The organism is Brevundimonas sp. TWP1-3, assembly GCF_049896085.1.
Classification (GTDB): Bacteria; Pseudomonadota; Alphaproteobacteria; order Caulobacterales; family Caulobacteraceae; genus Brevundimonas.
Map to the genome: position 1 here is coordinate 517,576 of NZ_JAFCTP010000002.1, position 12,983 is coordinate 530,558.

Sequence of the window (12,983 nt, forward strand, 5' to 3'; positions counted from 1 at the left end):
ATGCACGCTGATCTCGACGCCCGCCCCATGGAGGCCCGGTCTCGGCCGGATCTGCCCGAGGGGGCGGGATGGGTCTACGAGCCCAAATGGGACGGGTTTCGTTGCCTCGCCTTCAAGCGAGACGGTCAGGTTCACCTGATCGCCAAGTCGGGAAAGTCGCTGAACCGCTTCTTTCCCGAGGTGGTCGATCGCCTCGCCGCCCTGCCGGAGACGCGCTTCGGTCTCGACGGCGAACTTTTGGCCCGCGACGGCGACGCCTTCTCCTTCGAGGTGCTTCAGGCGCGTCTCCACCCCGCCGAAAGCCGTATCCGGCGCCTCGCCCAGGAAACGCCGGCGATCTACGCGCTCTTCGACATGCTGGTCGATATCGATGGATCAGACCTCAGGGGTCGGCCTTGGTCTGATCGACATGGACGGCTCGAGGCCTTCCTTGAAGTTCATCAGTCGGCCGACCTCACCCTCACGCCCGGTACGTCCGACCGGGTTCTCGCCCGGACATGGTTGGAAGAGGCCAAGTTGGAAGGCGTCGTGGCCAAGGCTGAAGACGGCCCCTACGTCGAAGGCGAGCGCGCAATGATCAAGGTCAAGCGCGCCCGCACGGCCGACTGTGTCATTGGAGGCTTCCGCTATGCGTCAGACGCGCCGGTCGTCGGTTCGCTGCTGCTCGGTCTCTACGACGGAGAGGAGAAACTCAACCATGTCGGCCATACATCGGGTTTTGCAGGTGTCGACAAGATCGCCCTGACCCGTGAACTCGAAGCTTTGCGCGGGGGTGACGGCTTCAGCGGCCGCGCGCCCGGTGGGCCGAGCCGATGGTCCACCGAGCGGTCGGCCGCCTGGGTGCCGCTGCGGCCTGAGCGGGTGGTTGAAGTCGGCTTCGACCAAGTCTCGGACGAGCGCTTCCGCCACGGCACCAAGCTGTTGCGATTTAGGCCTGACAAAAGGCCTGACCAATGCCGCATGGAGCAGTTGGAGAGCTGAAATACGCTCGCGTCGTCAAAGCTAACTGGCGAAAACTTCGCACTCTCCGCCATCATCCAGCGGAGCAATGCAGGCATCTACTCGCAATCTAGCTTCGCAAATGGCGCTTAGCCGTAAAGCGGCTCACTCTTCCTCACTCACAAAGGTCGCCAACGCTCCAGAAGCAGTCGTTGGGGTGTCGCCCAAAAGCCGCCGTCTGAGCTGATACAAAAATGGTCAGCAGCGAACCGGATGAAGCAGCCCCGAACTTTTTGCATTTCTCCGATCAAACACACCGGAATAGCGCCGGGTTGAAGCGCGGCAAGTCCCCGCACGACTGGCTGGGCCTTGGAGCGAGCCTCGCGCTCTAGCTTAGCCTCGCTTGTAGGCGGCGCAGGACGCGGTCCCGCTCCTATTCGCTAACCACCCCACTGCACCGTCCGTATCATCGCGGCTTTTGGAACCGCATGGGCCGTCGAGCGCGTTGATCGCTCGCACATACTGGAGCACCCATGGCGTCGCCGTCCCAAGATGTATCTTTCTTCGAAGCCGGCCAACGCGCCCTCCAAGGCGACCCTGTCATGGTCCGTGAGGTGCTCGCGGCGATCGGAGCGTTCTCAGTCCGGCTGCTTGTCGCTGCGGTCATACTCGCGGGCACTTTCTGGGCCGCTAGGAAGCTTGCAAACCTGGTCAGGCGCGCTGTGGGTCGCATGCCCCACCACCACCACCCCGGCGACACGACACTAAGCGATTTCGTCTCCGGCCTCGTCAAATACGTGGTCATCGCCATTGGTCTGGTCGCGGTGCTTCAGCAGCTCGGCGTGCAGGCCACCTCAGTTCTCGCGGTACTCGGCGCCGCCTCCCTGGCCATTGGCTTGGCGCTTCAGGGCGCCCTCAGCAATGTTGCGGCTGGCGTGATGATCCTGATTCTGCGCCCCTACCGCGTGGGAGATCGAGTCGATCTCAACGGGCGACAGGGCAAGGTGGTGGACCTCGACCTTTTCAACACCACCGTCGTCGATTACGACGGCCTGACGCTCTACTTCCCCAACGGCAAAGTCTTCGGCGAGCTGATCATCAACGTGGATCAACTCGGGCGCCGCCGCGTGGATCTGACGTTTGGCGTCGACTATGAGGACGATCTCGATCTGGCTCTCCGCCTGCTGCTGGATTGCGCCTCCGCCGACGATCGGGTGCTCGCAGAGCCGTCGCCCTGGGCGCGGGTCACCGGCCTCGGCGACAGCGCCGTCAACGTCACCCTGCGCTGCTGGACTACTCCGGACGACTGGCAGAACACCAAGGTCGATCTGATCAAAATCATCAAGGAGCGGTTCGACGGGGCAGGCCTGAGCTTCCCTTATCCGCATCAGGTGTCCGTGGAGCGAGAGCCGAAGGCCGAGCTTCCGGTGCGGATCGTGGACGCACCGGCTGAGGGACGGGCAGACGCGTCGGCCAGGCCCGACGCACCCGAGGACTGACCGACAGCGACAGGATTGGCTTAGCGGATCAGGCGGCGTCGCCGACGGTATCCGCCATGACCGCGCCCCTGGCGCCCAACTGGCGGGGAGCCCCCGTCGTCGTATCTCGCGCCGTTTGATGCTCGATCTCGGCGTTGAGCTCTGCACCCATCAGGAAAACCATGCTCGACAGCCAGATCCAGGTCATGAAGCCGATGGCCGCGCCGAGCGCGCCGTAGGCTTCGTCGTAGTTCCCGAAGCGGGAAACATAGAAGGTGAAAGCTCCGGACATCGCGAGCCAGGCGACGGCGGCGAGGCCGCTTCCCCAGGTCACCCACTGCCAGCGCGCGCGACTCCGGCTCGGGCCAAAGCGATAGAGGAGCGTCATGCCGAGGATGACGCCGCCGAACAGCGCGCCCCAGTAGAACACCGTCCAGACGACCCTCGCCGCCGGTATCGCCGTTTCTGTCCATCCGGCGCCGACCGCCCCCAGGCCGATCGCGCTCAAGGCGAAGACAATGAGCCCCAGGGTGAAGAGGAGGGGCGTCAAGGTTTTGGCCGCCAAGCCACGCGTCTCATCCTCCTCATAGGCGATGTTCAGACCGGTGACGATCGCCTTCATCGCTTTGTTCGCACTCCAGAGTGCGGTGACGAGCCCGAGGATGAAGGCGAAGGACAGGCCTCCCTCACCGGCGGCCGCCACCTTCACCATCTGATCGCCGATGAGGCTGATGGCACCGGCGGGCATGACGCCCGACAGCGCCTCGATGTGCGTCCCCGCGTCGGCCACATCGGCGAAGAGCCCGTAAAGGGCGGCGAAGGCCGTTACGCCGGGGAAAAGCGCCAGCAGGGCGTAGAATGTGCATCCGGCGGCGATGAGCGGAATCCGGTCTTCGCTGAACTCTTTGTAGGTCCGTATCAGAATATCCTTCCAGCCCCGGAATGGTATCCGGCCGGGGCGTTCGGCGTCGCGCCCACGATCGGTTTCCCCGGCCGGCGCGTCTGCGCCCGGCGCCGAGGTCGGCGTTCCAGGTCCTTTCGGCGTGAGCTCTCCGCGGACTCCGATAGCTCGACCGATGTAAGGCCCGGCGCGCCTCAGGACTTCCCCCGCGACAGCTCCCGCTAGGAAGCTGACGCCCAGATATTCAATACGGCACGTCGGTCTTGCTCTGATGATCATCGCAAACCAATGGCGCCAACGCCCGGATGTTCCGTCCGGAAATGTCGAATCCGGCATCAGAACAGCCCGCATCGGTAGAGGTTGAACAGGTCCCTATTCCAAGGAGATGTCACGGCCAACCGACGTTCGGCTGTATTCGTTATGCCATCGACGAGTCGAGCAGTCCGCGCGCTGCATATCGATGATGATGGCGTCGGTTAGGGAGGCGATGCCCCCCCGTCGAAGGCGTCCTCGGCCGCCGCCTCATCTGCGAAAGTGCGCGGCTGGTTCGAGCGCATCGTGAAAAACCTCCAGGACGACTGCACGACCTTTTGCTGGCTGGCGAGGTGCTCGATGTGGTGAAGCCGAACGCCGGCTTCGGATTTGAGCAGGGTCTTCCTGTACCTATGGTTCGGTCCAGCGGATCGGAACCTGACACGACGTTCCGCGATTTTGGAGTCTGACCGTTTGCGAAGAGCGGTCAGTTCGACCCCCGGGGCCGCCGTCTCTCCTGAGACGGCGGCTTTGTCTTCTCTCGGACTTTGGGAACTGCGGCTGGCATTGCATGGTTGGAGAGTTGGAGCCGGCCTGAGGGGTGACGGCCCGGCATCCGCGTCACCCCGTGCGACGGGCGGTCTCCTCTCCTAGGCGGGCCGCCTGTCGCTTCTAGGCTCGAACCGGCCCGGTGCGCGCCTTCTCCATCTGCTCGCTCCTATGCCTTTGATAATGCGGCGACACTTCCAAATGTCTGACTCGATCTCATGCAGCCAAGCGTTCAGCCGCCGCGCCCGGACGATCTGGCTTCGTGGTGATAGTGGAAGCCTCGTACGAATTTCGTAGCCGATTGCATAACGCCGGAACCCGAGACCCGTCTGCGGCTTAAACATTGCGAAATCGGCAGTCGCCGGGACCATTCCCATTGAGTTTCTGATGAACCCTCGCCTTCTCGCCGCAGCTTCCGCGGTGGCGCTATGCTGCGCCCCATCCGCCTTCGCTCAGGCTCACCCTGAAGACAACGACCGGCTTGCCATTCCGACCGCGATCTTCGAGCCCACGGCGCGGGCTCCACTGCCGGGGGACACTTCGGCGCTGAAGGTCCCGGATGGATTCGAGGTTCGCCGGTTCGCCGAACGTCTGGGCAATGTGCGCATGCTGGCCGTGGCGCCGAACGGCGACATCTATGCCACGCGCCGCGCCGAGGGCGACGTGATCCTGCTTCGAGATGCTGATGGCGACGGCAAAGCGGACGGGGATCCGGTCGTTGTGGCCCGTCGGGCCGGAGCGCACGGTTTGGCGGTCCATGGCGACAAGCTTTATCTCGCCACGGTCAAAGAGGTCTTCGTGGGCGACATCATGACCGATGGGACCCTCTCCCCGCTGACTCTAATCATCGGGGACCTCCCGGACTCGGGCCAGCACCCGAACCGGACGCTGAGCGTGGGTCCGGACGAGATGCTATACATCTCCGTGGGCTCGACCTGCGACGCCTGCGCCGAAAGCAATCCGGAGAACGCTACCATCCTGCGGGCGTCGTTAGACGGTAAGAGCCGCACCATCTTCGCCTCGGGCCTGCGCAACACCATCGGCTTCGGCTGGCATCCGCGTACCGGCGAACTGTGGGGCATGGACCACGGCATCGACAATCTAGGCGATGATCTGCAGCAAGAAGAGCTAAACAACATTCAAGCCGGCAAACGCTTCGGCTGGCCTTACGTCTACGGGGTCGAGGAAGGCGTCAATCCGCAGGATGAGCCGCCAGCGAACATCACTGCCGCGACCTGGGCCGAAATGAGCGAAGCCGCTGTCCTAGGCTACACCGCCCACGCGGCGCCCATGCAGATGGCCTTCTATGCTGGCGGGCCTTTCCCGAATGCCTACAACGGCGACGCCTTTGTCGCCTTACGCGGATCCTGGGCCCGCAGCACACCGTCCGGCTATGAGGTCGTACGCGTGGACTTCGAAAACGGCCGCGCCCGCTCCATCGAGCCCTTCCTGACAGGCTTCATCGCTGACGGCGGACGGGCCCGCACCGGCCGCCCGACAGGACTGGCAATCGCCGGCGACGGATCGCTCCTGTTCGGCGACGACGAGAACGGCATCCTCTATCGCATCAGCTATCCCCGCGGGCGCGGTCGGGCCGAGATGGCGGCGCCGCCGATCGATGCGATGCGGGCTCAGACCGCGCGCGGGTCCGGCGTGCCGCTGGCTTTTGAACGTGTCCAAGGTGGGGCGCCGATCACCGTCACCTCGACGGCATTCGCCGAAAGCGCGTCCATCCCCCGGGCGCAGAGCGAATACTACGACGGAGTGTCCCCGGCCCTGAGCTGGACCCCAGTTGATGGCGCCGCGACCTATGTGGTCATTATGGAAGATCCGGACGCCGCCACGCCCAAACCCTTCGTGCACTGGCTCGCCTGGAATATCGCCCAACCGATGACGCCGGAAGGCCTGTCAGAAGAGATCAAGCTGCCAGACGGCATTGTCCAAGGCGCCACCTCGCGCGGGTCGGTCGGCTACTACGGCCCGCGGCCGCCGGTCGGCGATGCGCCGCACCACTACAATGTGCAAGTGTTCGCGCTCGACACCCGACTCGATGTGCTGCCGGGTTCAGACCGCGACACCCTGTTGGCCGCCATGCGTGGACATGTCATCGGCAAGGGTCGCCTCATCGGGACCTACGCTCAGACAGACGCCCCCCTTAAATAAACCGAAAAGAAGCCCCATGAAACGCCTCCTGTGCGCGACCGCAACGCTGTCGCTGCTCGCCACCGCCGCCTCTGCGCAATCGTTCACCTACACCTGGACGCCCGCCGGCACCCTGGCTCCCACGCCCCCCGCGCCTGAATTTCTGATGTTCGCCGGGGCTGGTGACCTCTATGAGATCGAGTCGAGCAGAGCGGTGCTCGAGACAACCGCTGATCCGGCCATCCGCCGCTTCGCCCAGATGATGATTGATCATCATACCAAGACCACAGCGGACGCCGTGACCGCCGCTCGCGCGGCCGGCTTGACGCCCGCGCCGCCGATGCTGGATGCGCCTAAAGCCGCCATGGTCGCGGCCCTACGTCAGTATTCCGGCGTCGAGCGTGACCGCCTGTATCTGGTCCAGCAGCAAATGGCGCACAAGGAAGCCCTGGGCCTGCAAAAGACCTACGCCGAAACCGGCGAGACCCCGCAACTTCGCAGCGGCGCCCGCGCCACGGTGCCGATCGTCGAGGCCCACCTCGCCGAGCTCCAACGCCTGATGCGCTGATAGAACCCCGGGAAATCTGACATGAAACGCTTGACCACCCTCCTCGTCGCGGGGGCCTCCGCCGCCGCCCTGTCTGCATGCGCCCTGACGCCGTCCGTGATGGACCCCGGCATGACCAGCGCTCCTGCCTCGCCCATGGCGCCGATGGGCATGACCGCCCGTCCTGACGCTGACATGCAGGCCGTGCTCGACGCCCACGCCGCTCTCGGCGCTAAGCCGATCGAAACCCTTACGGTTCAACAGGCCCGCACCCAGCCGAGCCCCGCCGACGCCGTCAACCGGGTCAAGACGATGCGCGGCATGTCGACCGCGCCCGATCAAACTGTCACGACCATGAACCTGACCTATCCGACTGGCGGCGCAACACAGCCGGTGCGCATCTACAAACCGGCCGGCGCGGCCGGGAACAATCTGCCTGTCGTGGTCTACTACCATGGCGGTGGTTGGGTCATTGCGGACCTGGACGTCTATGACGCCACCCCGCGGTCGATGGCGCGCAATCTCAACGCCATCGTTGTCTCGGTCGAATATCGCAAGGGTCCAGAGAACAAGTTCCCCGCCGCCCATGAGGACGCCAACAACGCCTATCGCTGGGTGCTGGACAACGCCCCCGCCTGGGGTGGCGACCCGAGCAATATCGCGGTTGCCGGTGAAAGCGCCGGCGGAAATCTGGCCCTGAACGTCGCCATCGCGGCGCGGGACGGCGGCTGGACCCCGCCCAAACATGTGCTGGCCGTCTATCCAATCGCCGACGCCGATCCGACCCTGCCGTCAAAGATGGAGAACACCGCGAGCCTTCCCTTGCGCACCTCGACCCTGGCATGGTTCGGTCAATACGCACTGCGCGGCCCGGATGATCAGCAGGATCCGCGCTACAACCTCGTCGCCGCCGACCTACGCGGGCTTCAGGGCGTGACCATCGTCAATGCTCAGATTGACCCGCTGAACTCGGACGGTGAGACCCTTGCGACCGCCCTTACCCGCGCCGGGGTGCCCAATGAGCGTCGCGTCTGGGACGGCTCGGTGCACGAGTTCTTCTCGATGGCCGACGTCGTCCGCGACGCCTATGACGCTCAGCAATGGTCGTTCGGCCGTTTGCGCAGCATTTTGGCGCGCTGACTTTGATTGGCCTAGCCGACTCTAGCGAAGAAGAAGGCCCCGGTTCGCGCCGGGGCCTTTGCGTTTGAAGAGGCTGACCGGGACGAGCGTCATTGGCCACCGACGGGGGCGGCATGGGCCCGAAGCAGCCATTGGTCCTTTCCGAGAAGCAGACCCAGCTGACCCGCGGCGGACCTGCACTATGAAACGCTGTACTCGGCTGAGCGGAATAACAGCCTGATCGAAGATCGCATGTCTTGCAGCCGCTCTCGTTTGAGCGCCATTGCTTTTCAGCGGCGTTGATCCGGCAGGCCGAGTGGGTCTACTTTCGCTTCAGCTTCAGCCTCGTGATGTTGAAAGCTGATGGTCGTGCGAGGAATCGATGTGAGCTGCGAGACGATCAATGCGTCTGCACCTCAAACGTGTCCTGCGGACGACTCATGGGCGACCGGTGCTGCTGCGCACGAGCCACAGAAGCGAACCGGCCTCGTCTGTCACCGAGAGGGTGAACTCGCCGTCCACCAGCAGAGTGGGAGGCTGCATACGCAGAAGTTCCCCCATTACCGCCAAAGCCATTTGTTTGGCCTCGTTCAGCGCCGGGAGGACATCTCCTTGCGGATCGCGAACACAGCTCCCGTCAGCAGTATTGAAAAAGTAGCGTGGCGCCCTCGAACTTCTTGGCGGCCTGCCGGGCGAGCCTGCGCTTCGGGTGCGACGGCGCCCGGGAGAGGGTGAATGGTCGGCCGCAGGCGGCGGTTCCTGTGTCGGCCGAGGCACGCTGTCAGGTCGTGCGGTTGGCCGGCCTCGTCGCTCAGTGGAAGCGGATCCATCGTAAGCTGCGTGGAACCGTGTTGGACGCGGCGAACGGGTGCTCGCGGCGGTTGGGAAGTGGCCTGCTTCAGCCTAGCCGCCTGACCCGCGAATAGGAACCAATAGAGCCGCCTGCACTTTTTGCTGGGCGCGCTAGGCGCATCATCAGGAGTTTGCACCATGGCCGAGAAAACACTCGACACCCTGTTCCACGACACGCTCAAGGACATCTATTACGCCGAGCGAAAGATCCTGAAGTCCCTGCCCAAGATGGCCCGCGCGGCGCAATCGCCCGAGCTGAAGGCTGCCTTCGAAAAGCACAAAGAACAGACCGAAGGCCAGATCGAACGCCTGCAACAGGTCTTCGAACTGATCGGCAAGGCCCCGCGCGGCAAGACCTGCGACGCCATCGAAGGCATCCTGGCCGAGGGCGACGAAATCATGGAAGAATACAAGGACACCCCGGCCCTGGACGCCGGCCTGCTGGCCGCCGCCCAGGCGGTCGAACACTATGAGATCACCCGCTACGGCACGCTGAAGCGCTGGGCTCTGGTGCTGGGGATGAAGGACGCCGCCGCCCTGCTGGACGAGACGCTTCAGGAAGAGAGCCAGACCGACGAGGATCTGACGACGATCGCGGACGCGGCCGTTAACGCAGAAGCGATGCAGCCCCAGGCGGCGTAGAACCTCGAACCCCGACGGCCCTGCCGCTCAGGCGGCGGGGCGTCAGCAAGCCGCAACTGACGCTTCAACAATGGCTGGCAGGCGTTACGCAACCGAACCTATGGCTTAAGCCCCGGGCGCCGATTCCATTGGCATCCGATCTTCATCGGGACAGACCTGCGCGAAGCCAAACCTGATGGCCGCAACCTGATGAGATACGGGAAGCTCAATCCGCGCGCCCTCAAGGTCTCCTTGATCGCCTCGGTCAAATCGAACCGCGCATCGACATAGTTGATCGAAACCCAGCAAGGGAACAGGCGACAGGTCTTTAAGTTTTCCTCCAACCAGTGAGGGAGAGCTTGTGACGGACGACAAATCCAAAACCGGTGGCTTGGATCGCCAACGCATCAGTTTGACCGAAGATTACGATGTTGGAGCCGTGCAGCAACATGCGCCCAACGCCTCGGCCATCGCATTCGCCGACGCCATCCGCATCCGAGACATCAAGGTTTCCGTCGGTAGCAGCGATGCCAGCAAGATACTGACCCGAGGCGGGCGACCGAGGCGAGCCTTATCGGGACCTGGCGGCTCGCCCCCCGAACGATCAAGACCGCCACCTCGAAGGATGACGCCCTCGATAGCGTAGTCTTAGGCTCGCCTTTTATCGAAGGCGGTCAGTTTAGCCGCGTCACTTCATTTTCTACGCCCTCGACCCTGATGCGAGGGCGACCTGTGGAACTCCAGCGTAGCTGGTTACCGGCGCCCGCCACGGTCACATGCGCGTCGGGCGCCAGATTGATCTCGACCGTGTTATCCACCCCCGCAAGATCGAGCCCGGCGCAGGTTCCGGTCAACTGAATGACATTGCCTGACCCGGCGATGACGACCTGGCGACCATCGCATGGTAAAATTTGGCGCTGATCCACGCCATTAATCTCTAGGGTTTCGCTCGTCTGGGAGGTTGTTCCGGATTGTTCAGGCGGGCCAGCGGCGGCGCTGAACGCGAGGGCGACACCAAAAGCGAGAGTGGTGACGAACAATCGATTGGGCATAGGCGGCCTCATGATTTGGTATGGCGAAAGGTCACCGGTGATCATGGCGAAAGATCGCCCTCCGAAAAAAGCGGGCCTCGATAGGGGAGCCTAGGGCTCGACGCTCAATGTCAGGGAACGGCTGGGCCTAGTCGGCATTGGCTTTTGTATGAACCTCTTCGCCAACATCCTGATCGGCGCTGACAGTCTGCTGAAGTTGCTGACCCACCGCGAGCGCTTCCTGTAGTCGGATACGCTCCCGGACATTGGAACAGGGCTTCGCGACGCGCCGTTGCGGACCCATGAACGACCTCTTGGCCAACATTGTCGGATCGGCTGCCGCCGTCTGCTCCATCACCAGCTTTGCCCCTCAAGGCATCAAAATCTGGAAGGATCGAGACGCCTCATCAGTCAGCCTCAAGACATATTCGCTGACCGTAACCTGCTTCATTCTTTGGGTCGTGTATGGCGTGATGACCCAGGCCTGGCCGGTGACCGTGTCGAATAGCTTCGCGCTCGTGATGGCGTCGGGAGTGCTCTTCATGAAGTGGCGCTTCCGAGATGGCGACCCGGAAGCGAACGAGGCCCAACCCAGTCGAGGCGGCACAAAGGGCGGGACGAGCCCAGGCGAGTAGGGGGCGTTTTTGGAACGGCTGGCGTGGGTCGCTGTTGCCCTCGTAGCAGGAGAGACAAATGGATCAGCACACTTTCAACACCGCCGCCGCCTCGCTGAAGGCCGGCGAATTCAAACTCGCCGCGAAGGTGAAGGTCACCAACGCCGGCCTACTCGCCATCGGCGGCCTGGTGTCCAGCATCCTGCTTTCAACCACGGCTCTCGTTTGGGTCGCGACGTCGGTCTCCCGGCGACATCCCGTATCGACCGCCTTGCGCCGACGCTAGCTCTCGCCACCTGCGCATGGTCGAGGAACGGGCGCCTCTTCGCGGCCCTCCTGAATGAGGTCCTGCCAGTCGCCCGGGCTCCGGATACCCCAGAGGCGGTGTCTGATCGGAAGTCAGCATCCCTGAAGCGCGCCAACCGTCAGGATGGGTGGATCACGAATCTTCTGCGGGATCGTTGAAACAGACCCGTGGGCGAAAACCTTATGCCGACGCTAAGCGACGGGCTTGGTCATCTCAGATTTCCAAGATGAGCCAGAGACGTCTTCCGCCTGGCGACAGGTCGGCGTCCGGGAGGCCCGGCCTGACAGGTCGGAGCGGGCTGTGCACGGCGCGCATCAACGCGTCGGAGGCGGTCCCTTCGATGGGTCGAACTGCTCCGCAATGGCGTTGATCTGAACATTCGCGCCGTGGACCAGTTGCAACCCCGCCGGCGAGCGATGGAACACCAAGGTCATTCGGTCGTCCGAGGCAGGGACGATTGATCCATCGGGTGGACTGAACTGGCCGACCGACCAGCGCACGACCGCAATCACCACGTCGGGACCGGCAGACCTCACGCTCTCTATGGACTTGAGCGACATCGGCACGCCCTTGAACATGGTGTTCAGATACAGGGCGTGGACGCCGACGACCTGAGCCTTTCCGCGCCAGTGCATGCCGACAATATTGACCCATTCGACATCGTCGGCAGCCGACCGGAACATGCGTTCCGCATCGCTGGTCGCCCAGGCGGCGGCGCATTCATCCAGCCAGGCCTGGACGGCGGTTCGGTCGGCGTCTGCGACTTGTGTTTGGCCCAGGGCCGGAATGGCGGTCATCAGACTGGCTCCTCCAATAAGGGTCATAAGGGTGCGGCGGTTCATCGGCTTCTCCTCGTTCACGCCAAGGATGCCGCCTGCGGATAGGGGCTCGCTAGGAAGAATCGGACATGGCGATCGCTTGCGAAACCAGGGCGCTGGGCGGCATGCCCGTGAAAGCGTGGGCGTCGCGAAGCAGATGGGCCTGATCGAAATAGCCAAAGCGGTGGGCCAGCGTCGTCCAGGTGAGATCAGGGTTTCGCTCGCGCGCCTCCAGCACGGCGTCGAACCGTACGGTCCGCGCGTAGAGTTTTGGTGTCAGACCCACTTGATCGGTAAAGCGCCGCTGAAGTTGACGCGGTGAAAGGTCCAGCCGTGTCGCCATCCTGGCGACCGGCGGCGCGCCGTTGGCACGTCGTATGAGCCGCGCGACGTGGTCCAGGGGATCTGCGGCGCGCGACCATGCCAAGCGATGGGCGAGCCAGTCGTCGGCGACCCTCACGCGCGAAGGAAAATCAGGCGCCTGTCGGATGCGGCCGACCAACTCGTCGAGCGGCTTCAGACCAAGGTCGCAAGTGGCCACCGCAATGTCGCTCAACGGCCCCATGCCAACGCCGAACAGTCGGTGAAATCCCGTCGGCTGAAAGGCGACGTGGAAGGCGGCGACAGGGCCGGCGAGCAATAAACGCGCGCTGTGTCGCGATGACGGGCCGACAACCACGGCCTCGGGAGCAGCGTCGAATGTCCCGCCGTCGATGCTGACGCGATAGGGCGTGTCCAGATAGACTTCCAGAAACTGAGCCGGGCGACCTGGCAGCGGCACCACCACGCCGGGCCCTGCGCTGAACCCCGTCC

General features: G+C 63.8%; 13 protein-coding genes. 8 read left to right on the forward strand and 5 right to left on the reverse strand.

Annotated features, from left to right (window positions below):
• Together ACP693_RS14400 and ACP693_RS14405 are read left to right on the forward strand one after the other, a co-directional pair.
• Positions 1 to 981 carry an ATP-dependent DNA ligase gene (locus tag ACP693_RS14400; RefSeq protein ID WP_426020399.1) on the forward strand — a complete coding sequence of 327 codons (981 nt, stop codon included), beginning with the start codon at positions 1 to 3 and terminating at the stop codon, positions 979 to 981.
• A 560-nt stretch (positions 982 to 1,541) separates the two neighbouring features.
• Positions 1,542 to 2,438 carry a mechanosensitive ion channel family protein gene (locus tag ACP693_RS14405; protein ID WP_426020400.1) on the forward strand — a complete coding sequence of 299 codons (897 nt, stop codon included), beginning with the start codon at positions 1,542 to 1,544 and terminating at the stop codon, positions 2,436 to 2,438.
• Between the two features lie 28 nt (positions 2,439 to 2,466).
• On the opposite strand, the gene ACP693_RS14410 is transcribed toward ACP693_RS14405, so the two are convergent.
• Positions 2,467 to 3,654 carry a YihY/virulence factor BrkB family protein gene (locus tag ACP693_RS14410; protein WP_426020401.1) on the reverse strand — a complete coding sequence of 396 codons (1,188 nt, stop codon included), beginning with the start codon at positions 3,652 to 3,654 and terminating at the stop codon, positions 2,467 to 2,469.
• A gap of 1,071 nt (positions 3,655 to 4,725) precedes the next feature.
• On the opposite strand from ACP693_RS14410, the gene ACP693_RS14415 reads away from it, so the two are divergent.
• From ACP693_RS14415 to ACP693_RS14425, 3 genes are read left to right on the forward strand one after another with little or no spacing between them, the layout of a single operon-like run.
• On the forward strand, positions 4,726 to 6,282 hold the full coding sequence (locus ACP693_RS14415; RefSeq protein WP_426029329.1) for a YbhB/YbcL family Raf kinase inhibitor-like protein: 1,557 nt from the start codon (positions 4,726 to 4,728) through the stop codon (positions 6,280 to 6,282).
• A 16-nt stretch (positions 6,283 to 6,298) separates the two neighbouring features.
• Complete coding sequence (locus tag ACP693_RS14420; RefSeq protein WP_426020404.1) at positions 6,299 to 6,829, forward strand: DUF4142 domain-containing protein; 531 nt, start codon at positions 6,299 to 6,301, stop codon at positions 6,827 to 6,829.
• A gap of 21 nt (positions 6,830 to 6,850) precedes the next feature.
• Positions 6,851 to 7,948 carry an alpha/beta hydrolase fold domain-containing protein gene (locus ACP693_RS14425; protein WP_426020405.1) on the forward strand — a complete coding sequence of 366 codons (1,098 nt, stop codon included), beginning with the start codon at positions 6,851 to 6,853 and terminating at the stop codon, positions 7,946 to 7,948.
• Positions 7,949 to 8,365: 417 nt separating this feature from the next.
• Here the strand turns inward: ACP693_RS14425 and ACP693_RS14430 are convergent, their stop codons facing one another.
• A complete protein-coding gene (locus tag ACP693_RS14430; RefSeq protein ID WP_426020406.1) occupies positions 8,366 to 8,704 on the reverse strand; it encodes a DUF6894 family protein in 339 nt (112 codons plus the stop codon).
• Positions 8,705 to 8,917: 213 nt separating this feature from the next.
• On the opposite strand from ACP693_RS14430, the gene ACP693_RS14435 reads away from it, so the two are divergent.
• A complete protein-coding gene (locus ACP693_RS14435) occupies positions 8,918 to 9,421 on the forward strand; it encodes a ferritin-like domain-containing protein (RefSeq protein ID WP_426020407.1) in 504 nt (167 codons plus the stop codon).
• 653 nt (positions 9,422 to 10,074) lie between these two features.
• Here the strand turns inward: ACP693_RS14435 and ACP693_RS14440 are convergent.
• Entirely contained in the window at positions 10,075 to 10,452 is a 378-nt protein-coding gene (locus ACP693_RS14440) for a DUF3060 domain-containing protein (RefSeq protein WP_426029330.1), read from the reverse strand.
• A gap of 281 nt (positions 10,453 to 10,733) precedes the next feature.
• Here ACP693_RS14440 and ACP693_RS14445 point away from each other — a divergent pair, with 281 nt between their 5' ends.
• Both ACP693_RS14445 and ACP693_RS14450 read left to right on the forward strand, forming a co-directional pair.
• Complete coding sequence (locus ACP693_RS14445; protein ID WP_426020409.1) at positions 10,734 to 11,066, forward strand: SemiSWEET family sugar transporter; 333 nt, start codon at positions 10,734 to 10,736, stop codon at positions 11,064 to 11,066.
• Positions 11,067 to 11,124: 58 nt separating this feature from the next.
• On the forward strand, positions 11,125 to 11,331 hold the full coding sequence (locus tag ACP693_RS14450; protein WP_426020410.1) for a hypothetical protein: 207 nt from the start codon (positions 11,125 to 11,127) through the stop codon (positions 11,329 to 11,331).
• Positions 11,332 to 11,666: 335 nt separating this feature from the next.
• Here ACP693_RS14450 and ACP693_RS14455 read toward each other — a convergent pair whose 3' ends face one another.
• Together ACP693_RS14455 and ACP693_RS14460 are read right to left on the reverse strand one after the other, a co-directional pair.
• The gene (locus ACP693_RS14455) at positions 11,667 to 12,149 is read right to left on the reverse strand and encodes an SgcJ/EcaC family oxidoreductase (protein WP_426020411.1); all 483 of its coding nucleotides are present in this window, start codon (positions 12,147 to 12,149) and stop codon (positions 11,667 to 11,669) included.
• Positions 12,150 to 12,243: 94 nt separating this feature from the next.
• Positions 12,244 to 12,957 (reverse strand): helix-turn-helix domain-containing protein, encoded by a 714-nt coding sequence (locus ACP693_RS14460; protein ID WP_426020412.1) that lies wholly within the window; start codon positions 12,955 to 12,957, stop codon positions 12,244 to 12,246.
• Positions 12,958 to 12,983 lie beyond the last annotated feature (26 nt).

Bases quoted from the DNA above. Each gene is read 5' to 3' on its own strand.
- ACP693_RS14400 (WP_426020399.1), top strand. From the start codon at position 1: ATGCACGCTGATCTCGACGCCCGCCCCATGGAGGCCCGGTCTCGGCCG.
- ACP693_RS14405 (WP_426020400.1), top strand. From the start codon at position 1,542: ATGGTCCGTGAGGTGCTCGCGGCGATCGGAGCGTTCTCAGTCCGGCTG.
- ACP693_RS14410 (WP_426020401.1), bottom strand. From the start codon at position 3,654: ATGCCGGATTCGACATTTCCGGACGGAACATCCGGGCGTTGGCGCCAT.
- ACP693_RS14415 (WP_426029329.1), top strand. From the start codon at position 4,726: ATGCTGGCCGTGGCGCCGAACGGCGACATCTATGCCACGCGCCGCGCC.
- ACP693_RS14420 (WP_426020404.1), top strand. From the start codon at position 6,299: ATGAAACGCCTCCTGTGCGCGACCGCAACGCTGTCGCTGCTCGCCACC.
- ACP693_RS14425 (WP_426020405.1), top strand. From the start codon at position 6,851: ATGAAACGCTTGACCACCCTCCTCGTCGCGGGGGCCTCCGCCGCCGCC.
- ACP693_RS14435 (WP_426020407.1), top strand. From the start codon at position 8,918: ATGGCCGAGAAAACACTCGACACCCTGTTCCACGACACGCTCAAGGAC.
- ACP693_RS14440 (WP_426029330.1), bottom strand. From the start codon at position 10,452: ATGCCCAATCGATTGTTCGTCACCACTCTCGCTTTTGGTGTCGCCCTC.
- ACP693_RS14445 (WP_426020409.1), top strand. From the start codon at position 10,734: ATGAACGACCTCTTGGCCAACATTGTCGGATCGGCTGCCGCCGTCTGC.
- ACP693_RS14450 (WP_426020410.1), top strand. From the start codon at position 11,125: ATGGATCAGCACACTTTCAACACCGCCGCCGCCTCGCTGAAGGCCGGC.
- ACP693_RS14455 (WP_426020411.1), bottom strand. From the start codon at position 12,149: ATGACCGCCATTCCGGCCCTGGGCCAAACACAAGTCGCAGACGCCGAC.